Origin of the sequence: Ochrobactrum chromiisoli (assembly GCF_026241335.1) — a bacterium.
Classification (GTDB): Bacteria; Pseudomonadota; Alphaproteobacteria; order Rhizobiales; family Rhizobiaceae; genus Brucella; species Brucella chromiisoli.
On sequence record NZ_JAPHAV010000007.1, the window covers coordinates 96,952 to 119,382 of the forward strand.

Genomic DNA, 22,431 nt, shown 5'->3' on the forward strand with positions numbered 1-22,431 from the left:
CAGCATCTGCTGCACATAACCAGAGCGGCCCATTGATCCAAATCAATGGGCCGCATTGTTGTGTGGTCCAGATTGCGGCCATCACTACCCAGGACTTTCAGGTTAAGAATTTTAGGAGAGACTGATGAACCGCTTTGCCAAAGGGCTCCTCGCAGCAACAGCACTGACATTAACAGCACCCACAGCTTTTGCTGCTGATGCGATTGTGGCCCAGCCTGCGACCGAAATCGTTGCCGTGCCACAGGCTTTGTCGCCATGGCAGATTCGCGTGCGTGCGCTTGGTGTGGTCGCCGAAAACAAGGGTTACGTAAACGGCGTTGATGGTTCCGGTCTCGATTACTCAAAGTCGATCACGCCTGAACTCGACATCACCTATTACTTCACCGACAATCTGGCTGCTGAACTCATCCTTGGCACCACCTATGCCAACATCAACGGCAGGGGTTCGATCGAAGGTCTGGGCAAGATTGGCAAAGTCTGGATGCTGCCTCCAACGCTCACCATGCAGTATCACTTCACCAACTTCGGTGCGTTCAAGCCCTATGTTGGCGCAGGCGTGAACTACACAATCTTCTACAATCAGGATGCCGCAGGCGTTGATTATCTCAAGGTCAAGAACACCTTTGGCGGTGCGCTTCAGGTCGGCTTCGACTACATGCTCAATGAGCATTGGGGTATCAACTTCGACGTGAAGAAGCTGTTCCTTGAACCAAAATTCGACGCCACTCTGGCAGGCGGCACGCAGGTCAGCGGCAAGGCCAAGCTCAACCCATGGCTGATCGGCACCGGTATCACCTACCGCTTCTAATATCTCAAATGGAGGGCGCGAAAGCGCCCTTCCTCCTACCAGTGTGGCAGAGGATCAAGATCATGCAGCGCTTCCTGCAAGCGACGCTTGGTTGAAGGCGTTGTGCCTTCAGGCAAATTATCCAACGAAAAAAAACCGGCCTCGGCGATCTCCCTGTCTCGCTGTTTAGGCTCCGTCTGCTCGAACGCACGGCAAACATAAAGCGCCACATGATCTCGGTTTGAAGCATGGGCGTTTTTATAAAGCGCAAAAAGCTGCGGTCGACCGGTGAGGTAAATATTGCCTTCCTCACGCAGCTCCTTTTCCAGTGCCTGCGCAAATGTCTCACCACGATCAACGCCGCCGCCTGGCAATTGCCAGCCGGGTACGTAAGTATGCTTGACCAAAAAAACAGAGTTTTTTTTCTCATCAAATACAACTGCCCTGACACCCAGTGTCATCGGGCGCGTAAGCAAAAAATAGGTATGAAATAAAAAATGGCGGAAGGGCATACCGTCGATCCTGAGCAAATATTCCTGATAAAATCATTGAAGCAAAGTCATCAACAAAAAGTCGCTAAACACGGTTTCGATTTAAAAAATAATACAGTACACCAATTATATGTTTCGTCTTGCCCATATTTCCGACATCCATCTGTCGCCTCTCCCCCGCATTCGCTATCGCGAATTGGCGTCGAAACGTATCACAGGTTATATCAACTGGCTGCGTAACCGTAAAAACGCGATGCACGGCACAGTGCTGGACAATCTGATTGCCGATATGCTGGCGCAAAATCCCGATCATATTGCGGTCACTGGCGATCTGGTAAACCTTGCGCTCAATCTGGAAATCGACATCGCCCATGACTGGCTCATGCAACTGGGCGACCCTGACAACGTATCTGTCGTTCCGGGAAACCACGATGCCTATGTGCCCGGTGCGCTGGATAAATCCTGCCGCAAATGGGAGCCATGGATGCGTGGCGATGGCGTGCATAATCACGGCAAGCGACCCGTGTTTCCCTATATGCGCGAACGCGGACCAGTGGCGCTAATCGGCGTATCGTCTGCACGCGCGACCGCTCCCTTCATGGCCAGTGGTGATTTTAAATCCGCGCAGGCCAAGCGCCTTGCCATGGCGCTTGATGAAGCAGGCGCACGCGGACTTTTTCGCGTTGTGATGATCCACCATCCACCCATCCGCGGCGCCACGCCGACGCATAAGCGGCTTTATGGCATCCGTCGTTTCCAGAATGTCATTCGCAAGCACGGTGCCGAACTGGTCATTCATGGCCATACACATCTCGCAACCCGCTATGATATCGATGGGCCGACCGGACAAGTGCCGGTTATCTGTGTGCCGTCAGCCAGCCAGAATTTCGGCGGGCATAAGCCCCCCGCACGTTATAACATCTTCGCTGTTGATCGGAAGCCGCAAGGCGGCTGGCTATGCCAGTGGGAACAGCACGGCATTGAAGATGAGAGCGAACGCATCATCAAAATTTCTGAAGACAAACTCTATTAGAGCGTATTTTAACACGCATCTTTGTCCGAAAGCCGTTTCACACTTTTCGGGATGCGCTCTAAAAAAGGCGGCATAAAAGCCGCCTTTTCTTTCAACTCACTTACCAATCACCCGATTGGCCGCCGAGACAATCGCTTCAAGCGAAGCGCTCACGATATTGTCGTTGATACCAGCGCCGAACAATTTTCCATCGGGATAGGCAATTTCAACATAGGAAATTGCCGATGCATCAGACCCCTGCTTGAGCGAGTGCTCGGAATAATCGACAACCGACATCTTCACACCGAGGTATTTCGACAGCGCATCAATAAAGCCGTCAATTGGGCCTGTGCCCTTGCCTTCGATATTCTTCGTCACGCCATTATCGGTGATTTCGGCGGTCAGGATGCGGCGACCCTTCTGTTCCGGATCAGGATAGGTGTGGTGATCTACGAACTTGATACGACCCTCCGCCTGCTCAACATAGAGTTTCTGGAACTCGTCATGAATGCGCTTGGATGGCAGTTCCTTGCCTTCATCATCCGTGATGTTCTGAATGATCTCACGGAACTCAACCTGCAAATTGCGCGGCAGGTTCAGACCATAGTCAGCCTGTAGAATATAAGCGATACCGCCCTTGCCTGACTGCGAATTGATGCGGATGATCGCTTCATAGGAGCGGCCAACATCCTGCGGATCAATTGGCAGATAAGGCACTTCCCAGATTGGCGAATTGGCGGTCTTGCGAACCTTCATGCCCTTGTTGATCGCATCCTGATGCGAGCCTGAGAAAGCAGTGTAAACCAGTTCGCCAACATAAGGATGACGCTCTGCGATCTTCAGCTGGTTCGAATATTCGTAGACATCCTTCATACGATTGATGTCTGTGCAATCCAGCATTGGATCAATGCCCTGCGTATACATATTCAGCGCCAGCGTCACCACATCGACATTGCCGGTGCGTTCGCCATTGCCAAACAACGTGCCTTCAACGCGATCAGCACCCGCCATCAGGCCCAGTTCAGTTGCGGCGATACCCGTTCCACGATCATTGTGCGGATGCAGCGAAATGATCAGGTTTTCGCGATTGTCGAGATTACGGCACATCCATTCGATCTGGTCGGCATAAACATTTGGCGTGTTCATTTCGACAGTGGATGGCAGATTGAGGATCAGCTTGTTTTCCGCAGTCGGCTTGACGATTTCTGTCACCGCATTGCAGATTTCCAGCGCCACTTCCAGCTCGGTGCCGGTAAAGCTTTCCGGCGAATACTGGAAGCGATAGCCACCGCCCGCCTTCGCAGCCATATCCATGATCATCTTTGCGGCATCGGTCGCAATCTGCTTGATGCCCTTGACGTCCTTGTTGAAAACGACGCGACGCTGCAATTCACTGGTCGAATTATAGAAGTGTATGATTGGCGTTTTTGCACCTTCCAGTGCTTCAAAGGTCCGCGTAATCAATTCTGGACGGCACTGCACAAGCACCTGCAAGTCAACGTCATCAGGCGTATCGCCCTGCTCGATTGCCCAGCGGCAAAAGTCGAAATCGGTCTGCGACGCCGATGGAAAGCCAATTTCGATTTCCGGGAAACCCATATCGACCAGCAGGCGGAACATGCGTTCCTTGCGATCATGACCCATCGGGTCAACCAATGCCTGATTGCCATCGCGCAGATCAACCGAACACCAGATTGGTGCCTTCTCGATGCGCTTTGACGGCCAAGTACGGTCATCGAGCTTTGGGTAAGGAAACGGCGAATATTTAGTAGCCGCGTCTGGCATACCTTTATGCTGCGCTGCGGGATTCAGTGTGTTTGCATTCTGATTCATGGTCATCTCATCCTCCCGGCGTACTGAACAGTTCTGCACTGTCGTAACGACACGGATATCTCGTCTTAAAATTCAAATTCGGATTTTGAGAAAGGAGCATGCGTCAGCGGGACCTCAATCGACCGCCGGACGCTCCTTTCAACGAGCCCGGCGATCGCCGCTAAGGCCGAGGGTAAGAAGCGAGTTTAGAACGCAGACATTTACGCGCGCGCTCAAAGCGGCTGCGTAATGTTCCAAAGATGTTGCGTTCTTCATAACCATGGAGACGCTTTTACACGTGAGGTTTGAAACGTGCAAGACTGCGGCAAGCAAAAACAAAATCCATCAGCTTTTATTTTTTACAGGTAACCGCCACTAAAACATCGCAAAGCCTGCCTATGCGCCGCCCTTTAAAGAACGGAACTTGAAATGCGCTTAACTTTGATTCCCACGCTTGCCGTGTTCGCACTCTGCACACAACCAGCTTTTGCAGCCTGCACAGTTTCAGGCGCTTCATCCCTGCAAGTGAAGAATGAAACCGTTCTTGATACCAAAAATGGCCTTATCTGGCAGCGTTGCGCCAGCGGAATGGCCTGGAACGAAGCGCTCGCACGATGCACAGGCCAACCTGATTTGATGACCCAGACAGATGCAGTTTCTGCTGCTCGGACGAAGGGAGCTGGCTGGCGGTTACCATCCGGCGAAGAACTGGAAACGCTTTTAAGCGCAGCCTGTGACGGCTCAAAAGTCAACCCGGCAATTTTTCCAAATATTGCGGCTTCAGACTTTGGCGAAGGCGCAAAATTCTGGACAACGAGTGAAGCCCTGCCGGGCATGTTTTACTACTTTAATTTCACGCATCATTACGCCGATATGCACAGCGCAGGTTTTGGTCTTTCAGCTCTTTATGTGAAAAATAGGTAACAGCTGAAAGATTTAAGCAAAAGGCACTGAACTCGTGCCAATGGGTAGTTTCGCCTCGTCCTCCGGTTCAACATGGATCACGACGCGCGCACTGTCGATCTGTGCCTTCAACGCATCTTCGATTCGGTCGCAAATGATATGCGCGTCGCCAACACTCATATCAGCGGCCACAACCAGATGAAATTCGATGAAGGTCACACTGCCTGCAATGCGGGTCTTGAGATCATGAACCTCAATCGCACCGCCGGCATTTGCCGAAATCACATCGCGAATCCGCATTTCCTCCACAGGCTCGACACCAATATCCATCAAGCCCTGTATGGATTTATTGATGACACCCCAGCCCTGCCAGAGAATGTTGATCGCAACCAGAATGGCAAGCAACGGATCAAGGATTGCCCAGCCTGTGACCACGGCTCCAACAAGGCCGATCAGAACACCGACCGATGTAAACACGTCAGTCATAATATGCTGGCCATCGGCTTCCAGCGCCGGTGAACGCGCACTGCGGCCCGTGCGAATGAGCAGCATGGCCCAGAAGGCATTTATCGCAGCAGCACCCATATTAATCGCAAGGCCGAGCCACGGCTCTTCCATCTGGTGCGGCGCCTGCAATGCTGACCACGCTTCTTTGGCAATCAAAAGTGCTGCGATCGTGATCAGAACACCTTCGACGACCGCTGAGATATACTCGGCCTTATGATGTCCAAAAGGATGATTGCCGTCCGCAGGTTTATGACTGACACTGATCGCCCACCACGCCCCAACTGCCGCGATGACATTGACGATAGATTCCAGAGCATCCGAATAAAGTGCCACAGAGCCGGTCAGCGCATAGGCCAGATATTTCAGCCCCATCACGCCCAGCGCAACAGGAATCGACCAAGCGGCGAGCCGCCGAACTTTTACATTCGCGTTCATCATGAACCTTCAGATACTTATATTCTTATCCCGCCAGGCGGGTTCAGGCTAACCAATCAGCCTATTGCGCATTCACCCTGGCCGATCCAGTCAGCAGCATTTCAATAGCCGTTCTATAACCCAGATAGTTCAAATATCGAACCCCTCTTCTGCACTTCTCGCATTAAATTTTCTCTTGCAAATGCAAGGCATTACAGTTGCAAATGGTTCGCCAAAGCAGTTCCGAAAAGACGTTATTTTTGAAACCCATAAACGAAAAACCAGCCGCAGTTTTCACTACGGCTGGTCCTTTGGGTGCCACGTAAAATCAGGTTTAATAGTTACTGCGGCGCGCTTTATGCTTACCTGCCAGATGCGTGACAACATTTTCAATCATCCGCATCCCCGCATTATGACCCAGCGTCATGATGGATTCGGGATGGAACTGGACCGCCGCCACCGGCTCTTTCTTATGTTCAAAAGCCATGATGACACCGTCTTCCGTTTCCGCCGTGACCAGAAAATCATCTGGCAAACGTTCAGGGTCGGCAAAGATCGAATGATAACGACCAACAGTCACTTCCTTCGGCAGACCAGAGAAGATGCGCTCAGGCTTTGAGACCCGGATACGCGATGGCTTGCCATGCATCGGAATGCGCAGCTGGCGCAGCGTCCCGCCATAGGCTTCTGCCAGCGCCTGAAGGCCAAGGCAGACACCGAAAATCGGCAGCTGACGCTTGCGCGCCTTGTCGATGGTTGCCTTGCAATCAAAATCCTGTGGCGTGCCCGGTCCGGGCGACAGCACGACAAGATCAGGATTGATGCGGTCGAACACTTCTTCGGCGACCGGCGAACGCACCGTTGCAACCGTTGCACCCGTCTGGCGGAAGTAATTCGCGAGTGTATGCACGAAGGAATCTTCGTGATCGACCAGAAGGATCGAAATCCCCTCGCCCACCTTTGCCGCCACGCGCTCTTCTGCAACCTGATTGCTCTTCTGCGCTTCACGCACAGCAGCGATCATCGCGGATGCCTTTAATTCGGTTTCGGCTTCTTCCTCTTCAGGATTGGAATCAAACAGCAGCGTCGCACCAGCACGAATTTCGGCCACACCTTCCTTGATGCGGATTGTGCGCAGTGTGAGGCCGGTATTCATGTCACCGTTAAAGTGCATCATGCCGACAGCACCACCATACCATGCACGCGGGCTGCGCTCGTTTTCTTCAAGGAAACGCATGGCCCAGAGCTTTGGCGCGCCGGTCACAGTCACAGCCCAGGCATGGCTGAGGAAGCCATCAAAAGCATCCATACCATCACGCAAACGGCCTTCAATATGGTCAACCGTGTGGATCAGACGCGAATACATTTCGATCTGACGACGACCGATTACCCGCACCGAACCCGGCTCACAAACCCGGCTTTTGTCGTTGCGATCAACATCCGAGCACATGGTCAGCTCGGACTCGTCTTTCTTGGAATTGAGCAGTTTCAGAATCTGCTCAGAATCCGAAATCGCATCTTCACCGCGCTTGATCGTGCCGGAAATCGGGCAGGTTTCAATGCGGCGACCATTGACGCGCACAAACATTTCCGGCGAAGCGCCGACCAGATATTCATTCTCTCCCAGATTGATGAAAAATGAATAAGGCGATGGATTGATCGACTTCAGACGACGGAAAATTTCCGAAGGTGCTGTGTGGCAACGCTCATAGAAAGTCTGCCCCGGCACCACTTCAAACAGATCACCGCGCTTGAAGCTATCCTTCGCGCGTTCAACCAGCTTGGCATATTCGCCCGGATTGTGATCGCCACGCGGCAGATCACGCTCGGCAGGCTTGAAGGGCTGCACCGGCGTCGCCCGCGCCAGATCATGCGTTGAAGAACCGCCACAGGAAAATTCATAGCGATCCACCCATGCGCGCGCCGAGTAATGATCCGCCACAAAGATTTCGTCCGGGATGAAAAGTACCAGATCACGCTGATCGTCCGGGCGCTTCAGCTTGTACTGGATCGGATCGAACTGGAATGCGAGATCGTAACCAAACGCACCATAAAGGCCGAGATTTGCATCCTCTTCGGAGAAGAACAGGCCGACAATCGCACGCAGCACAGTAAAGACCGATGGCATGCGGGAGCGTTCTTCTTCGGTGAATGTGCCGGTAGGTTCAGCAATCGTCAGCTCGATCCGATCTTCATCGGCCTTATCGACCTTGACTTCACCAAGTGCCTGCACCGTCTTGAGGATCGGGCGCAGCAAGATCACGCCGCGCTTGTTCAGCGCTTCAATCCGCATTTGGCGCGCGCGTGAGGTGATTACCACAGGCGGATCAACAATTGCCGTGTCCCATCGCGTGTAGCGGCCCGGATATTCGTAATTGGAAGAAAAGACCGCGCCCCGCCGCTCATTCAGAGCATCGATATAAGTCTCGATGGCCCCCTTATAAGCGGTCAGATGGCGCACACGTTCGACAACAATGCCGCCCGCTGTCTCGTGCGTGAATATCTCGCTATCCGCAATCTTCGCATTCATGACTGGCAATTCCCAAGTGTTATTCGTTATCGAGCACTTCCAAGACCCGGTCTTATTCAAACAGCCAAACAAAAAGGCCGCCCGGATAATCCCAGCGGCCTGTTTCTGAAACGCAAATGCACAAACGCCTGCGTGGCCGCTTTTAGCGAGCCCACCACCAGATTTTTGTGTCAATGCGCGAAATGTTCATGGCGATACTGTTAGCCTTCCCTTGCATCGCTTGCAACTGGAAAATTTAAAACCGCAAAACCAGCCGCTTTCGCTATCAGCGCGGCTAGTGCCTTACCAAATAAAAGCGTTCCGACTGTTTCAGCAGCAACACGAACAGAAAATCCGGACTTCTTTAAATAGTCCGGATTCTCCCTTGTCCTTGACACGGACAAATTGGCTAAAGGCTGGAGTACCTTTTCCGGCCTGCCGTGGGTATAACACCTGCCCAAAGCCATTATGCAAAGCCTGAATGCTATGCGTGCAGTATCACTTTCAGTACGCACACATACTGCTATGGATTGCACCATCCTACAACTGTCAAGACTATCGCTGTAGCCTTCTACCAAACCGTGTAGTGCAGCCGTAATTTAACTATGCTTCAAAAATTTTGCCTTGCGCCCGGCCTGGAATTCAGATTCATTTCGTACGCAGATTATTTGCAAACAAACAAAGAAGCCACCCATGCAGGTGGTCGATGGGGACAAGATGAAAAATCTCGATGTGATGGACAAAAACATTTTGTCTGCGCTTCAGGAAAACGGGCGCCTGACCAACACTGAACTTGCCGATCGCATTCATCTTTCGCAGACGGCCACCGCTGAACGGGTGAAACGACTGACACGCGAGGGTTATATTCTGGGCTATTCAGCCCTCCTGTCGCCCAAAATGCTCGATCGCTCAATGCTGGTTTTTATTGAGATCAAACTGGATCGCACCACCCCGGAAGTTTTTGAAACCTTCTCCAGCTTTACGCGCAGCAACCCCGACATTATGGAATGCCACATGGTCGCCGGCGGCTTCGATTATCTGATCAAGGCACGTGTCGCGGATATGGATCACTATCGGCGCTTTTTATCAGAAGCACTTCTATCCCTGCCAGGTGTGCGCGAATCCCACACTTACGCTGTAATGGAAGAGGTCAAGGAAACATCTCACATCGCCGTGTGAAGATGACGGCAATATCCAAAGGCACTTGCCAGCAATTATTTACGGGTATATACCCGCATTATGTCGAATCCATGTTTCTGCATTCTTCTGCGTCAGGCAGCCAGAAAATCGTCCGGCGTTTATGACAAGGCGCTGGCACCGCTTGGCATCAATGTCGCGCAGTTCAGCTTGCTGCGAAAAATCGCACGTGCAAGCTCTATCTCATTAACGGAGCTTGCACGGCTTGCCGACCTTGACCGCTCAACAATGGGCCGCAATGCAAAGGTGCTGCAGCGTATGGGTTTGATTGAACAGACGCACGGCGAAGACCATCGTGAAATCCAGATCACGCTGACCGAACACGGCCACGATCTCGTCAAACAAGGTGGACCACTTTGGGATGCGGCTCAGGAAGAAATCGAAGCCAAACTGGGCAATGAAGGCGTGGAGCAATTGCTTACTCTGCTGCGTGCCTTTGACTAAAAACAATGACCAAAGCCCATTGTGCCTTTAACTGGCGACCGGGTTGACCTTCAATTTGCGGCTGTTCAAAACATCAGCCCACGTCCGAAAGCATCGACGATGATTTCTGCGAGACTTGCCAGCTTTCTTCAGGAACGAAACATCCATTATGGATGGGTTGTTGCTGCCATCACATTCGTGACCATGCTTGCGACCGCTGCGGCAATGGGCTCGGCTGGCATTCTCATTGAACCGCTTCAGAGAGAATTTGGCTGGACCAATGCCAATATTTCCTTCGCCATGGCGCTGCGTCTGGTGCTCTTCGGACTGATGGGGCCTTTTGCGGCGGCTTTCATGAACCAGTTCGGCTTGCGCAGTGTCGTTGCGACGGCACTTGTCATGATCGCCGGTGGGCTGATCGGGTCGATTTTCATGACGCAAGAATGGCAGATGGTCGGTCTTTGGGGCATCATAATCGGCCTTGGTACCGGCATGACTGCACTCGTTCTGGGCGCAACCGTTGCTGCACGCTGGTTTGAAAAGCGTCGCGGTCTTGTGGTTGGCCTCATGACGGCCAGCAATGCGACCGGCCAGCTTGTCTTCATGCCCATTCTTGCAAGTGTCAGCCAGACGATTGGCTGGCGCACATCTTTGACCATTGTTGTTGGTTTTCTGATGACAGCACTGGTGCTGGTGCTCGTCTTGATGCGTGATCACCCGGCAGATATCGGCCTCAAGCCTTATGGCCGCACGGCCCCCCTTCCCGCTCCTGAACCAAAGAAAAGCTTTGCATCGCTGCTTGCGTCACCGCTGATCACCTTGCGCGAAGTATCGTCAACCTCGACCTTCTGGGTACTGTTCATCACCTTCTTTGTCTGTGGCTTTTCAACCAACGGTCTGATCCAGACCCATTGGATTGCCCTCTGCGGTGATTTCGGCATCGTGCCAGTCGGTGCCGCCGGCATTCTGGCGGTCATTGGCGCGTTCGATCTGATCGGTACGATCGGCGCTGGCTGGCTTTCCGATCGCTTCGACAATCGCTGGCTGCTGTTCTGGTTCTATGCGCTGCGCGGATTATCGCTGATCTATCTGACTTTCACCGATTTCACGCTTTATGAGCTCGCCCTTTTCGCTGTGTTCTACGGCCTCGACTGGGTTGCAACCGTTCCACCGACCGTGAAGCTTGCCGCTGAAAAATTCGGCCCCGAAAAAGCTGGAATGGTTTTCGGCTGGGTATTCACAGGCCATCAGGTGGGAGCAGCAGCCGCAGCAGCCTTCGCGGGCTTTGTCCGCACCGATTATGACAGCTACCTGCCAGCTCTCATCCTTGCAGGAGCCCTGTGCTTTGCAGCGGCGGCAATGGTGTTCATCATCAACGGACCCGCAGCACAAACAGCGCTTCAGGCGTCATAAATAAGCGTCACCCCAATCAGCACGGCGAGCCCAGCGGAAAAGCTCGCCGTCACGCTTGGTCACAAGGCGTTCTTCCGAAGATCCATTCTCATTACAAAGCTTGATTGAGACCTTGCCGCCACCGACACGCGTCGGTGCGATCACCCGCGCAGAAGCATGAAGGGACGGATCGCGTGTCGCTGCAAGATAGATGAACTTCTCATCTTCCCACGGCACTTCCGCATCTTTGGTCAGACGGTGAATACGCGAACGCGCAACGCGGCGCGAAAAATGGCACCAGTCCGGTGCAATCAGTGGACACTCAAGCTGGTGAGCACAGGGCGCTGCAATGTAAGCGCCTTTGGCGATAAGCACCTTGCGCGCGTCCAGAATACGTTGCCAGCCAGCAGGCGTCCCCGGTTCGACAATGACAAAGCTCTGTCGGGCCGATGCCCAAAGTTTCTCAATAAGTGTTTGTCGATCAAGAGGCGCCAGCTCATCCAGAACATAGGCAATCGTCACAAGATCAGCCTTTGGAAAATCAAGCTTTTCCTTAATCAGATCACCCGCGCGCCATTCCGTATCAAGACCGATATTTTCGGCAAGCTTGCTTCCAACCGCGCGGATGGCCGGGCTTGCCTCGATCATGGTAGCAGATGATAAATCAGGCCAGCATTCGCGCGCAGCCCATAGGGCCGTCCCCGGCCCGCAGCCGACATCCAGCATGGTCTGCGGTGCAAAATCAGGGCATACCTCTGCAACACTCTCTAAACTCGCACGGACGGCGGCATAGGTCGCAGGCAGTCGTGCAGCCAGATAAGCTTTTGCAGCAAGCTCATCCGAAATATGCAGCCGCCCATCGCGCGTTTCCGCACGATAACGACGCGACAGCATATCGGAAGCGCGTTTCAGATCAGCCAATGCCACGCCCTCAAGCGCAGCATCGACGGACTGTCGCAGTCGTGATGGCAATTCCATTAAAGACTATCGCTCCAAGACTTGCTTGATGTCCACCAGATTGGAGCGAACGCGCAATATGTAAAAGCCCATAGTTGTCAGATGCGACGGGGTAAACCATGCATCCGGGCTGCCGTTGGAAACGATGAATGGCTGCATATCAAGCGCCGAACGCAACTGCTTTTCCATTTCGTCCCAAACACCGTCAAGATGCTTCTCCGCCAGCACAGCACGGAAATCCGAATGCGCCGCACGCAGCAAACCGTAATAGGCGTAGAGCTGACCATAGGCGAACCAGAAGCGATCATCGGCACGGGTATCAAACCAACCGGCATGATAATTCTCGGCGCGATCCTTGAGGATCGCAGAGGTTGAGCCAAGATCACTGGCAATACGATCAACAAACTGGATCAGATTGTCTGCACGTGCATCAAACGTCGCCTGACAGTTTTCAAGCCGCGTATTGAAGGAGCGCAGATCCTTGATCGCCGAACGATAGTAGCTTGGCGTCGGGGTCTTGGGACCAAAGGGGCTCAGACCAAAATACCACGCATCCTCTGCAAACTGGAGGTTGCCGCGTGCCTTTTGCAGATCGCTATCAATCTGCGATGTACCACGCAGACGACCAATATTATCCACCAGTTCAATGGCGGTACGGCGCACCGCTGAATTGATGCCGCGCTGGAACGAAGCCTTGTTATCCAGGAACGGCGTCCGGTCCCAGTCGAGACCGAAAAAACCAAGTTTGTAAAGCAGCATGGAAGAAATCCATGCATTTTGATTGACGTTGAAATCCGTGAGATCAGCAGCGACTTCGGCAATGGCCGATGGCGAGCACTTGCGCGCAGTCGAAGGGATCTGTGCGGCCTGCATCGGCTGCGTTTGAGGCTGACTATCAGGCTGTGTTGCCGTGTCGGCATCGCCAGCGGCAGGCGTGGTGTCTGTTCCGCTGATGCTGCTTTCAGACGGCGTTGGCGTTACAGGTTCCTGTGTTGCCGCAAGTGGTGCAGGCGTATTCTGAACCTGCTCGCCAGGCGTAACCGCATCCTGATAGCTATACTTGGCCGGATAGTCTGGATTGAAATTTGCCCAGGCCTGTGTTTGCCAGATAAAATAGGCATAAAGGCCACCAAAGCCGATCACGACCACTGCAACGGCAAGTTTCCACAAATTTCCGAGCTTCATAAAAAGCCTCCAAAGAGCGCCAAGCGGAACCGCGATCAATCGTGCCAATGCCGCGATAAAACGGCCAAGGAAGGAGAAAACGCCCCGAACTGCATTCCACACTGTATCAAGTCCTTCCTGTTGCCTGCAATGACAGGCTCTCTGACACTTTTACCTTACCGGCAATGGCGGGCTAAAAATCCCGTCCAGCACTGGCCAGCATGCGCTGACAACTTTTACCCTCCTCAAATAGAGTGTGGCTGGCTTTTCGACAACCATTGAGCAGCGTCTCACACCAATTATCGAAGCTTTTCCTGTTGCGAGGGTTGAAACGAAACAAGCGGTGGGTAACATGGCGCCACTTCACCCTGCTTCGGCCAGAACGCTTTATGTGCCGAATTTTTTACCTGCCGGTCCAGAAAAACGAGTACAACGCCCCCGAAAGTCGCAATCAGAAATATTTTCGCCGCAATGGTACTTGATCGGCGAAATCTTTGGTGTTTGCTAAAAGCTGGAACCGGAAAAACAATCAACCGTCAAAACGGCCCGGTTAATGGAGAGAAAAATGAAGTCCACATCGACGCCTTCGCTGAAACGCGCCCTGAATATGCTGGCTATCACCACAGCAATTTTTGCGATTCCCGCAGCAGCCCAGGCTGCCGAGCCTGAGAGCTGCTCAACGGTGCGCTTCTCCGATGTTGGCTGGACCGACATCACTTCGACCACGGCTGTCGCCACTGAAATTCTCAAAGGCCTTGGCTACAAGACCGACATCAAGGTTCTTTCCGTGCCTGTGACCTATGCGTCGCTGAGCAAGAAGGACATCGATGTGTTCCTCGGCTATTGGAACCCGTCCATGAGCGCCGATCTCAAACCATATCTTGATGACAAAAGCGTCGAGACGCTGCGCACAAACCTGACGGGCGCAAAATATACGTTGGCTGTGCCAAAATATGCCTATGACGAAGGTCTCAAGGACTTCAAGGACATTGCCACTTTCAAGGATAAGCTCGGCGGCAAGATTTACGGCATCGAGCCGGGCAATGACGGCAACCGTCTCATCCTCGACATGATCACCAAAGATGCGTTTGGTCTGAAATCGTTTGAATTGGCGGAATCTTCTGAACAGGGAATGCTGGCGCAGGTCGCACGCAGCATTAAAAGCAAAGACCCGATTGTCTTTCTCGCATGGGAGCCGCATCCGATGAACAAGCGCTTTGAAATCGCTTATCTCACCGGCGGCGATGATTTTTTTGGGCCGAATCTCGGCGGCGCAACGGTCGAAACCAATGTCCGCGCAGGCTATGCGCAGGAATGCCCCAATGTCGGCAAATTCCTGACCAATCTCGAATTCCAGCTTGAAATGGAAAACGAGATCATGGGCAAGATTCTGGATGATGGCGAAGAACCGGCGAAAGCTGCAACCGCATGGCTCAAGGCGAATCCTGCTGTCCTCGACAAATGGCTTGATGGCGTCACAACCGTTGACGGCAAGGAAGGTCTGCCAGCTGTGAAAGCGACACTCGGCCTGTAACGTTCACGCATAAAAAGGCCGCGGGACCCCGCGGCCTACTCTTTTGCACAAGATGAAAACCAGAAAGCACGCAGCAGGAGTCACAATCGTTGAACTGGCTGACGGATTATAAAATTCCGGTCGGACCCACCGCAAAGTCGGTAGTCGACTGGCTTACAGACAATATGGGCGGCTTTTTTGATACGCTGGCCGCTGTCATGCAGTGGCTTATTGATGGCTTGCTGTACCTGTTGCAACTGCCGCACCCGCTTGTTCTGATCCTCATTTTTGCAGCCATAGCCTGGTTTATACAGCGCCGCATATCCGTGGTGATCCTCACCATCATCGGCTTTCTGTTCATCATCAATCAGGGCTATTGGGACGCGACACTTAAAACGCTGACGCTGGTTCTATCAGCCTGTTTTCTTTGTATGGCAATCGGTGTGCCGCTTGGCATTGCAGCCGCACACCGCCCCACGCTTTATGCTGTTATGCGGCCCATTCTCGATCTCATGCAGACGCTGCCAACATTCGTCTATCTGATCCCGGCCATCGTCTTCTTCGGCATCGGCATGGTGCCGGGACTTCTGGCAACGGCGATCTTTGTTTTGCCCGCGCCAGTACGTCTTACACATTTGGGCATTTCGTCCACGCCCTCCGCTCTGATTGAAGCCGGTGAAGCCTTCGGCGCATCTCGCCGACAACTTCTCTGGAAGATCGAATTGCCCTACGCGATGCCGCAAATTCTGGCAGGCCTGACACAAACGATCATGCTGTCACTCTCCATGGTGGTGATTGCAGCGCTTGTGGGGGCTGATGGACTTGGCGTTCCAGTGGTTCGCGCTCTGAACTCGGTCAACACTTCGCTCGGTTTTGAGTCGGGCTTCGTTATCGTCGTGGTTGCCATTGTGCTCGACCGCATCTTCCGCGCCGGGCGCGAAAAATAGGAGAGCCGACTATGACGATCATTTCTGTAGAAGATGTCAGCATCATTTTTGGCAAAAATGTCGATAGCGCGCTGGAACTGGCTGATCGCGGGGCATCGCGCTCAGAAATTCAGGCTGAAACCGATCTCGTTCTGGGCGTGCATGATTGCTCGCTCAACATTCAGGAAGGCGAAATTCTTGTCCTGATGGGATTGTCGGGCTCTGGCAAATCGACGCTTCTGCGCGCCATCAATCGCCTTAATCCGATTTCACGAGGCCGCGTTTTGATCCGTGATGGCGAACGTACATTTGACGTGGGAAAAGCAGACCGCAAGACATTGCGGCATCTTCGAACCGAACTCGTTTCCATGGTTTTTCAGCAGTTTGGCCTGCTGCCATGGCGAAGCGTTGAAGAGAACGTGGCCTTTGGTCTCGAAATATCCGGCATGGGTAAGCAGGAACGGCTTGCACAAGCACGCCAGCAGCTTGAGCTGGTGGGTCTTCAGGATTGGGCCAGCCGCAAAGTAAGCGAGCTTTCCGGCGGCATGCAGCAGCGCGTGGGCCTGGCCCGCGCCTTTGCAACCGGCGCGCCGATCCTGCTGATGGACGAGCCTTTTTCAGCGCTCGATCCGCTGATCCGCACACGTTTGCAGGATGAGCTTCTGACCTTCCAGTCGCGGCTCAAGAAGACCATTGTTTTCGTCAGTCACGATCTCGATGAAGCGATGAAAATCGGCAACCGCATTGCCATCCTCGAAGGGGGGCGGATCGTCCAGTGCGGCACACCGCAGCAAATTCTCTTGCAGCCTGCCAATCAGTATGTAGCGGATTTTGTCGCCCATATGAACCCGCTTGGTGTCTTGCGCGCAGGCGATATCATGACACCTTTTGACCGGAACGCGGCACCCCGCCCCTTTGCCGCCACCACACGCCGTGAGACGCTTGTGCGCGAGTTGATGAGCGCTGTTGCAGACAGCAGCGGCGATGTGGGCATCGTCGAAAACGGCGCCATCATCGGCAAGGTCAATGCGGATGACATTGTGCGCGCGCTCGCGTGGCACCAACAGCGATAAACAAGACAAAAAACAAACAAAAACGCCGCCTCAAAGGGCGGCGTTTTTATTATCGATAGAAGGCTTTACGCCCTTGCTGATTCTCGTGCTGCCGCACGCGCTGCAACACGGGCGCGGATCGCATCCACATCGGCACGCGGTGTGGCTGCAAAAAGCTTCTTCGTGTAGTCATGCTGTGGATTGTTGAAGACGTCATCACGCGAGCCGTACTCAACAACCTCACCAAAATACATCACCATCACATCGTCAGCGATATAACGCACAACCGAGAGATCGTGGCTGATAAACACGTAAGTCAGGCCAAACTCTTCCTGCAAATCCGCAAGAATATTAAGCACCTGCGCCTGCACCGAAAGATCAAGTGCCGAAACCGGCTCATCAAGAATGAGCAGCTTCGGATTGAGCATCAAGGCACGTGCAATCGCGATACGCTGACGCTGGCCGCCCGAAAACATGTGCGGATAGCGATTGAAGTGCTCTTTGCCAAGACCAACCTTGAGCAGCATTTCCATTGCTTTTTCACGGCGTTCCGCTGCTGACATCTTGGTATTGAGCAGCAAAGGCTCCGCCAGCACATCACCGATCTTCTGGCGTGGGTTGAGCGAGCCGTAAGGGTTCTGGAACACGATCTGCACCTTCTGGCGCATTTCGGCGGTCAGACCATCACGGGCAATATTGACATCCTGTCCACCAATCAGCAATTCGCCGGATGTCTGCGGGTCAATCATCGTCAGAATGCGCGCAAGCGTTGACTTGCCACAACCCGATTCGCCAACGATTGCCAGCGTTTTACCCTTCTCAACCTTGAAGCTCACACCTTTAACGGCATGGACGACTTTCGGCTTGCCAAAGAGACCGCCACCAACATGGTAATCGCGCTTGATGTCGCGCGCTTCGAGAACAATCTCGCTCATCACGCTTCTCCTGCCGCACTGTTCTGATACACAAAGTCGGAAACCGTCGGCAGACGATCACCGGTCGCATTTTCCGGCAGCGCCGAAAGCAGCGCGCGTGTGTAAGGGTGCTTAGGCTCCGTAAACAGCGACAAGACGTCAGAATCCTCCATCTTGTGGCCCTTATACTGAACGATCACACGGTCAGCCGTTTCCGCAACAACGCCCATGTCATGCGTGATCATGATGAGGCCCATGCCATGCTCGACCTGGAGACGCATCAACAGATCAAGAATTTGTTTCTGGATCGTCACATCAAGCGCAGTTGTCGGCTCATCCGCAATCAGCAGCTTTGGATTGCACGCAATCGCAATCGCGATCATCACACGCTGGCACTGGCCACCCGACATCTGGTGCGGAAAGCTCGACAGGCGTTCGCCCGCATCACGAATGCCGACCAGTTCAAGAAGTTCAATCGCGCGTGCGCGACTGGCCGAACCTCTCAACCCCATATGCTGCTTCAGCACTTCCTCAAGCTGATAGCCGACCGTGAAACACGGATTAAGGCTCGCAACCGGTTCCTGAAAGATCATCGAAATATCACGTCCGATGATCTGACGGCGCTCCTTGTCAGACATTGCCTGCAAGTCTTTGCCGTCAAACATCATCCTGTCGGCGGTCACCGTGGCAGTTTTGGGCAGCAGACCCATGACTGCAAGCATACCAACCGACTTACCCGAACCCGACTCACCCACGATAGCAAGGACTTCGCCCTTATCCACCGAGATGTCGATGCCATCGACTGCTTTGAAAGGCCCGGTGGATGTTTCAAACGAAACCGTGAGATTCTTGATATCAAGCAAAGCCATCGATCAGCTCCTCTTCAGTTTCGGATCAAGCGCATCGCGCAGACCATCGCCGATCAGATTGATCGCGAGAACGGTGATCAGGATCGCAAGACCGGGGAAAGTCACAATCCACCAGGCACTCAGAATGAACTCACGCGCTTCCGCGAGCATCGTGCCCCATTCCGGTGTCGGCGGCTGCGCACCCATGCCAAGGAATCCAAGCGCTGCAACGTCCAAAATAGCGTTAGAGAACGACATGGTTGCCTGAACCACAAGAGGCGCAAGACAGTTTGGAAGAATCGTCTTGAACATCAGACGCAACTTGCTTGCGCCCGCGAGCTTAGACGCAGTCACATACTCGCGCTCCTTTTCAGCCATCACCGCCGCACGGGTCAGACGCGAAAAATGCGGAAGCAGCACAAGCGTGATTGCGAGAATTGCGTTGATCAGACCCGGTCCGAGAATGGCCACCAGCACCAGTGCCAGCAACAGCGATGGAAAGGCCAGAATAACATCCATAATGCGCATGAAGATCGTATCAACGCCACCACCGAAATAACCGGAGATGAGGCCGATGGTGATCCCAAGGCACATCGAAATGATGACGATCACGAAGCCTACGAGCAGCGAATATTGTGCGCCATAAATCAGGCGGGACAGGATATCGCGACCCACCGCATCTGTGCCCAGAAGAAACTGCGTCGTCCCGCCCTGCTCCCAGAACGGCGGGACCTTAACAAAATCCCGAAACTGTTCGACCGGATTATGCGGTGCAATTAAAGGCGCGAAAATCGCAACCAGAATAATCGCAAGAAATACGAAAAGACCAAGAACAGCGCCGCGGTTGACGCTGAAATAGAACCAGAAATCTTTCAACGCGCGGATTTTTCCGACGTCGTTTGCGGCTTCCGGCTGAATTGCTGAGTGTGTCATGATACCCTCACTTATGCCGGATACGCGGATTGATAAGACCGTAAAGCAGATCAACGATCAGGTTTACGATCATGATCATGAACGCAATGATGAGCAAACCGCTTTGAACGACCGGATAGTCACGACGGAAAATGGAATCGAGCATCCATTTGCCAATACCGGGCCATGAGAAAATGGTTTCCGTCAGGATCGCCCCTGCCATCAGCACGCCAACCTGCAGGCCAATCGTCGTGATCACCGGGATCATCGCATTGCGCAGCGCGTGAAGGCCGATCACGCGACGAAGCGGCAGACCCTTTGCACGTGCGGTGCGCACATAATCTTCACCGAGCACTTCCAGCATCGCCGAACGGGTCTGGCGCGCAATGACCGCAAGTGGAATGGTTGCAAGCACAATGGTCGGCAAAATGAGGTGTGAAGCTGCGGAAGCAAACGCGCCTTTCTGGCCAGACAACAGGCTGTCAATCAGCATAAAGCCGGTCACAGGCGGGAAGTAGTAAAGCAACGAGATACGACCCGAAACCGGCGTCCATTGCAAAACACCTGAAAACAGGATGATCAGCAGCAAGGCCCACCAGAAAATCGGCATCGAATAGCCAACAAGCGAAATGCCCATCAGGCCCTGATCGAACCAGGAACCGCGCTTTACAGCAGCAAAAACACCTGCGGGAATCCCCAATGCAACGGCAACGATAATGGCGCAGACTGCAAGTTCAACCGTCGCGGGGAACAGGGAGAAAAACTCATCCAGCACTGGCTTTTTCGTTACAAGCGACTGCCCGAAATCACCATGCAGGAGGTTCCACACATAGTGAAGATATTGCTCCCAAATGGGCTTATCAAACCCGAGCTGGGACAATAGCTGCGCATGGCGCTCAGGACTGACGCCGCGCTCGCCCGCCATCAGAAGGACAGGATCCCCCGGCAACACGCGAACGAAAGCGAAAGCGACAATCGTGATGCCGATAAATGTCGGTATCAGATAAAGAAGTTTGTTTAATACAAAACGAAACATACAAAAACTCCGACCGGGTGCGGAGGAAACCTCCACACCCGGCCGCTGGTGTTGTTAAATATTACTCTGCGATATCAACTTCGTCGAAGCGATAATCGCCAAGCGGGCTCTGCTTGAAGCCGGTAACCTTGGCCGACATCGGCACGAAAACCGTCGAATGCGCAATGGTGTTCCATGGAGCCTGCTCCTTGAAAATCACCTGAGCTTCTTCATAAAGCTTCACACGTTCGTCGTGGTTCGTCGAAACCTTTGCCTTCTGGATCAGGTCTTCAAATGGCTGATAGCACCACTGAGCACGGTTGTTCGAGCCAACGCCAGCGCAGCCGAGAAGCGTGCCGAGGAAGTTGTCCGGATCGCCATTATCGCCGGTCCAGCCAAGGATAACAGCGCCGTCGCGGTCCTTTTCGCCCGACTTCTTGAGGTATTCACCCCATTCCATCGAAACGATTTCCGCATCCACGCCAACCTTGGCGAGATCGGACTGCATGAGTTCAGCTGTACGGCGCGCATTTGGCATGTAAGGACGGCTGACAGGCATCGCCCACAGCTTCATCTTCAGATTCTTGACGCCAGCCGCTTCAAGAGCCTTCTTAGCAGCTTCCGGATCGTATTTGTCGTCTTCGATCTTGTCGTTATAACCCCACATTGTCGGTGGGATCGGGTTCTTGGCAACTTGGCCCTGACCTTCATAAACGCCATCGATGATCGCCTGCTTGTTGACAGCCTGATTGAGCGCCTTGCGCACTTCTGGCTTATCAAATGGAGCGACCATCGTGTTGTAGGCGAAGTAAGCAACGTTCAGGCCGGCCTGTTCGTCAACCTTGAGGTTCTTATCAGCCTGAAGACCCTTGATGTCAGCAGGTGCGGGATAAGACATCAGGTGGCATTCGCCAGCCTTGAGCTTCTGCGCGCGAACGGCAGGATCAGTGGTGATTGCAAAGACGAGATCGTCGATCTTTGGCTTTCCACCCCAATAGTCAGGGTTAGCCTTGAAGCGAACAACTGCGTCTTTCTGGTAAGCAACAAACTGGAAGGGACCAGTGCCAACCGGAACCTGATTGAGATCCGACTGCTTGCCATCCGCTGTAAGCTTGTCCGTGTATTCCTTCGAGATAATCGAAGCGAAAGGCATCGCAATATTGGCAAGGAATGCGGCTTCAGGGCGATTCAGCACGAACTTGACCGTGTTGTCGTCGATCTTCTGAATTTCCTTGATCAGCGACCCCATTTCCATGGAATCAAAATATTCGTAGGTGATCCCCGCTGTATATTCGTGCCAAGGATTTTCCTTGTTGCCCATGCGGTCAAAGGACAGGATCACGTCATCGGCGTTGAAATCACGGCTTGGCGTGAAATTGTCACTCGAATGGAACTTGACACCCTTGCGCAAATGAAAGGTGTATTCCTTACCATCTTCAGAAACGTCCCAGCTTTCAGCAAGGCCCGGTACAACTTCCGTCGTGCCGTTCTTGAATTCTGCAAGACGGTTATAGACAGGATGCGCGGACGCATCAAACGTATCACCGCCTGTGTAAGCTGCCGGATCGAAGCCCTCAGGCGATGCAGGCGAGCAATAGACAAAGGTCTTTGCCGATGCCGCGCCGCTCATGAGAGCGACAACTGCCGTTGCCGCCAGGAGTGTTTTATAAAATTTCATTTGGT

The 22,431-nt window shown here is 53.3% G+C and carries 21 protein-coding genes; 9 read left to right on the top strand and 12 right to left on the bottom strand.

The window, feature by feature from the left end; translation table 11 throughout:
• Positions 1 to 124 precede the first annotated feature (124 nt).
• Entirely contained in the window at positions 125 to 808 is a 684-nt protein-coding gene (locus tag OPR82_RS14465; protein ID WP_265985593.1) for an OmpW/AlkL family protein, read from the top strand.
• A 35-nt stretch (positions 809 to 843) separates the two neighbouring features.
• Here the strand turns inward: OPR82_RS14465 and OPR82_RS14470 are convergent, their stop codons facing one another.
• On the bottom strand, positions 844 to 1,299 hold the full coding sequence (locus OPR82_RS14470; RefSeq protein WP_265985595.1) for an NUDIX domain-containing protein: 456 nt from the start codon (positions 1,297 to 1,299) through the stop codon (positions 844 to 846).
• 109 nt (positions 1,300 to 1,408) lie between these two features.
• On the opposite strand from OPR82_RS14470, the gene OPR82_RS14475 reads away from it, so the two are divergent.
• Positions 1,409 to 2,311: a metallophosphoesterase family protein gene (locus tag OPR82_RS14475; protein WP_265985597.1), complete on the top strand. Its 903-nt coding sequence runs from the start codon at positions 1,409 to 1,411 to the stop codon at positions 2,309 to 2,311.
• A 96-nt stretch (positions 2,312 to 2,407) separates the two neighbouring features.
• On the opposite strand, the gene leuA is transcribed toward OPR82_RS14475, so the two are convergent.
• Complete coding sequence (leuA, locus tag OPR82_RS14480) at positions 2,408 to 4,129, bottom strand: 2-isopropylmalate synthase (RefSeq protein WP_265985599.1); 1,722 nt, start codon at positions 4,127 to 4,129, stop codon at positions 2,408 to 2,410.
• A gap of 402 nt (positions 4,130 to 4,531) precedes the next feature.
• On the opposite strand from leuA, the gene OPR82_RS14485 reads away from it, so the two are divergent.
• Positions 4,532 to 5,026: an Lcl C-terminal domain-containing protein gene (locus OPR82_RS14485; protein WP_265985602.1), complete on the top strand. Its 495-nt coding sequence runs from the start codon at positions 4,532 to 4,534 to the stop codon at positions 5,024 to 5,026.
• 12 nt (positions 5,027 to 5,038) lie between these two features.
• Here the strand turns inward: OPR82_RS14485 and OPR82_RS14490 are convergent, their stop codons facing one another.
• The 3 genes from OPR82_RS14490 to OPR82_RS14505 form a co-directional block, all read right to left on the bottom strand.
• Positions 5,039 to 5,947 carry a cation diffusion facilitator family transporter gene (locus OPR82_RS14490; protein WP_265985703.1) on the bottom strand — a complete coding sequence of 303 codons (909 nt, stop codon included), beginning with the start codon at positions 5,945 to 5,947 and terminating at the stop codon, positions 5,039 to 5,041.
• Positions 5,948 to 6,260: 313 nt separating this feature from the next.
• On the bottom strand, positions 6,261 to 8,456 hold the full coding sequence (locus OPR82_RS14495) for an anthranilate synthase component I (protein WP_265985606.1): 2,196 nt from the start codon (positions 8,454 to 8,456) through the stop codon (positions 6,261 to 6,263).
• 200 nt (positions 8,457 to 8,656) lie between these two features.
• On the bottom strand, positions 8,657 to 8,902 hold the full coding sequence (locus OPR82_RS14505; protein ID WP_265985609.1) for a hypothetical protein: 246 nt from the start codon (positions 8,900 to 8,902) through the stop codon (positions 8,657 to 8,659).
• A 250-nt stretch (positions 8,903 to 9,152) separates the two neighbouring features.
• On the opposite strand from OPR82_RS14505, the gene OPR82_RS14510 reads away from it, so the two are divergent.
• The 3 genes from OPR82_RS14510 to OPR82_RS14520 all read left to right on the top strand — a co-directional run bounded on the left by OPR82_RS14510 (position 9,153) and on the right by OPR82_RS14520 (position 11,468).
• On the top strand, positions 9,153 to 9,614 hold the full coding sequence (locus tag OPR82_RS14510; protein ID WP_265985704.1) for an Lrp/AsnC ligand binding domain-containing protein: 462 nt from the start codon (positions 9,153 to 9,155) through the stop codon (positions 9,612 to 9,614).
• A gap of 60 nt (positions 9,615 to 9,674) precedes the next feature.
• Positions 9,675 to 10,076, top strand: coding sequence for a MarR family winged helix-turn-helix transcriptional regulator (locus OPR82_RS14515; protein ID WP_265985610.1), 402 nt, complete (start codon positions 9,675 to 9,677; stop codon positions 10,074 to 10,076).
• A 99-nt stretch (positions 10,077 to 10,175) separates the two neighbouring features.
• Entirely contained in the window at positions 10,176 to 11,468 is a 1,293-nt protein-coding gene (locus OPR82_RS14520) for an MFS transporter (protein ID WP_265985611.1), read from the top strand.
• Here the strand turns inward: OPR82_RS14520 and OPR82_RS14525 are convergent.
• Both OPR82_RS14525 and OPR82_RS14530 read right to left on the bottom strand, forming a co-directional pair.
• Complete coding sequence (locus OPR82_RS14525; RefSeq protein WP_265985612.1) at positions 11,463 to 12,425, bottom strand: small ribosomal subunit Rsm22 family protein; 963 nt, start codon at positions 12,423 to 12,425, stop codon at positions 11,463 to 11,465. The two genes, OPR82_RS14520 and OPR82_RS14525, sit on opposite strands and share 6 nt — an antisense overlap.
• Before the next feature lie 6 nt (positions 12,426 to 12,431).
• Positions 12,432 to 13,589: a DUF2333 family protein gene (locus OPR82_RS14530; protein WP_323054555.1), complete on the bottom strand. Its 1,158-nt coding sequence runs from the start codon at positions 13,587 to 13,589 to the stop codon at positions 12,432 to 12,434.
• Positions 13,590 to 14,133: 544 nt separating this feature from the next.
• Between OPR82_RS14530 and OPR82_RS14535 the strand changes: the two genes are divergently transcribed.
• The 3 genes from OPR82_RS14535 to choV all read left to right on the top strand — a co-directional run bounded on the left by OPR82_RS14535 (position 14,134) and on the right by choV (position 17,080).
• A complete protein-coding gene (locus OPR82_RS14535; protein ID WP_407673265.1) occupies positions 14,134 to 15,102 on the top strand; it encodes a choline ABC transporter substrate-binding protein in 969 nt (322 codons plus the stop codon).
• An 89-nt stretch (positions 15,103 to 15,191) separates the two neighbouring features.
• Positions 15,192 to 16,028, top strand: a complete 837-nt coding sequence (gene choW, locus OPR82_RS14540) for a choline ABC transporter permease subunit (RefSeq protein WP_265985614.1) — start codon at positions 15,192 to 15,194, stop codon at positions 16,026 to 16,028.
• A gap of 11 nt (positions 16,029 to 16,039) precedes the next feature.
• Positions 16,040 to 17,080, top strand: coding sequence for a choline ABC transporter ATP-binding protein (choV, locus tag OPR82_RS14545; RefSeq protein ID WP_265985615.1), 1,041 nt, complete (start codon positions 16,040 to 16,042; stop codon positions 17,078 to 17,080).
• Positions 17,081 to 17,145: 65 nt separating this feature from the next.
• Here choV and OPR82_RS14550 read toward each other — a convergent pair whose 3' ends face one another.
• From OPR82_RS14550 to OPR82_RS14570, 5 genes are all read right to left on the bottom strand, one after another.
• Positions 17,146 to 17,994 carry a dipeptide ABC transporter ATP-binding protein gene (locus OPR82_RS14550; RefSeq protein WP_265985616.1) on the bottom strand — a complete coding sequence of 283 codons (849 nt, stop codon included), beginning with the start codon at positions 17,992 to 17,994 and terminating at the stop codon, positions 17,146 to 17,148.
• Positions 17,994 to 18,842: an ABC transporter ATP-binding protein gene (locus tag OPR82_RS14555; RefSeq protein WP_265985617.1), complete on the bottom strand. Its 849-nt coding sequence runs from the start codon at positions 18,840 to 18,842 to the stop codon at positions 17,994 to 17,996. The genes OPR82_RS14550 and OPR82_RS14555 overlap by 1 nt, the downstream gene beginning before the upstream one ends.
• Before the next feature lie 3 nt (positions 18,843 to 18,845).
• Positions 18,846 to 19,754 (bottom strand): ABC transporter permease subunit, encoded by a 909-nt coding sequence (locus OPR82_RS14560; protein WP_265985618.1) that lies wholly within the window; start codon positions 19,752 to 19,754, stop codon positions 18,846 to 18,848.
• 7 nt (positions 19,755 to 19,761) lie between these two features.
• Complete coding sequence (locus tag OPR82_RS14565; protein ID WP_265985619.1) at positions 19,762 to 20,769, bottom strand: ABC transporter permease subunit; 1,008 nt, start codon at positions 20,767 to 20,769, stop codon at positions 19,762 to 19,764.
• 61 nt (positions 20,770 to 20,830) lie between these two features.
• Positions 20,831 to 22,426 (bottom strand): ABC transporter substrate-binding protein, encoded by a 1,596-nt coding sequence (locus OPR82_RS14570; RefSeq protein ID WP_265985620.1) that lies wholly within the window; start codon positions 22,424 to 22,426, stop codon positions 20,831 to 20,833.
• Positions 22,427 to 22,431 lie beyond the last annotated feature (5 nt).

Coding starts and splice junctions, on each gene's coding strand:
- OPR82_RS14470 (WP_265985595.1), bottom strand. CDS start 1,299: ATGCCCTTCCGCCATTTTTTATTTCATACCTATTTTTTGCTTACGCGC.
- OPR82_RS14555 (WP_265985617.1), bottom strand. CDS start 18,842: ATGGCTTTGCTTGATATCAAGAATCTCACGGTTTCGTTTGAAACATCC.
- OPR82_RS14490 (WP_265985703.1), bottom strand. CDS start 5,947: ATGAACGCGAATGTAAAAGTTCGGCGGCTCGCCGCTTGGTCGATTCCT.
- choV (WP_265985615.1), top strand. CDS start 16,040: ATGACGATCATTTCTGTAGAAGATGTCAGCATCATTTTTGGCAAAAAT.
- OPR82_RS14515 (WP_265985610.1), top strand. CDS start 9,675: ATGTCGAATCCATGTTTCTGCATTCTTCTGCGTCAGGCAGCCAGAAAA.
- OPR82_RS14495 (WP_265985606.1), bottom strand. CDS start 8,456: ATGAATGCGAAGATTGCGGATAGCGAGATATTCACGCACGAGACAGCG.
- OPR82_RS14520 (WP_265985611.1), top strand. CDS start 10,176: ATGATTTCTGCGAGACTTGCCAGCTTTCTTCAGGAACGAAACATCCAT.
- OPR82_RS14565 (WP_265985619.1), bottom strand. CDS start 20,769: ATGTTTCGTTTTGTATTAAACAAACTTCTTTATCTGATACCGACATTT.
- leuA (WP_265985599.1), bottom strand. CDS start 4,129: ATGACCATGAATCAGAATGCAAACACACTGAATCCCGCAGCGCAGCAT.
- OPR82_RS14550 (WP_265985616.1), bottom strand. CDS start 17,994: ATGAGCGAGATTGTTCTCGAAGCGCGCGACATCAAGCGCGATTACCAT.
- OPR82_RS14560 (WP_265985618.1), bottom strand. CDS start 19,754: ATGACACACTCAGCAATTCAGCCGGAAGCCGCAAACGACGTCGGAAAA.
- OPR82_RS14510 (WP_265985704.1), top strand. CDS start 9,153: ATGAAAAATCTCGATGTGATGGACAAAAACATTTTGTCTGCGCTTCAG.
- OPR82_RS14525 (WP_265985612.1), bottom strand. CDS start 12,425: ATGGAATTGCCATCACGACTGCGACAGTCCGTCGATGCTGCGCTTGAG.
- OPR82_RS14570 (WP_265985620.1), bottom strand. CDS start 22,426: ATGAAATTTTATAAAACACTCCTGGCGGCAACGGCAGTTGTCGCTCTC.
- OPR82_RS14485 (WP_265985602.1), top strand. CDS start 4,532: ATGCGCTTAACTTTGATTCCCACGCTTGCCGTGTTCGCACTCTGCACA.
- OPR82_RS14475 (WP_265985597.1), top strand. CDS start 1,409: ATGTTTCGTCTTGCCCATATTTCCGACATCCATCTGTCGCCTCTCCCC.
- OPR82_RS14465 (WP_265985593.1), top strand. CDS start 125: ATGAACCGCTTTGCCAAAGGGCTCCTCGCAGCAACAGCACTGACATTA.
- OPR82_RS14530 (WP_323054555.1), bottom strand. CDS start 13,589: ATGAAGCTCGGAAATTTGTGGAAACTTGCCGTTGCAGTGGTCGTGATC.
- OPR82_RS14535 (WP_407673265.1), top strand. CDS start 14,134: ATGAAGTCCACATCGACGCCTTCGCTGAAACGCGCCCTGAATATGCTG.
- OPR82_RS14505 (WP_265985609.1), bottom strand. CDS start 8,902: ATGGCTTTGGGCAGGTGTTATACCCACGGCAGGCCGGAAAAGGTACTC.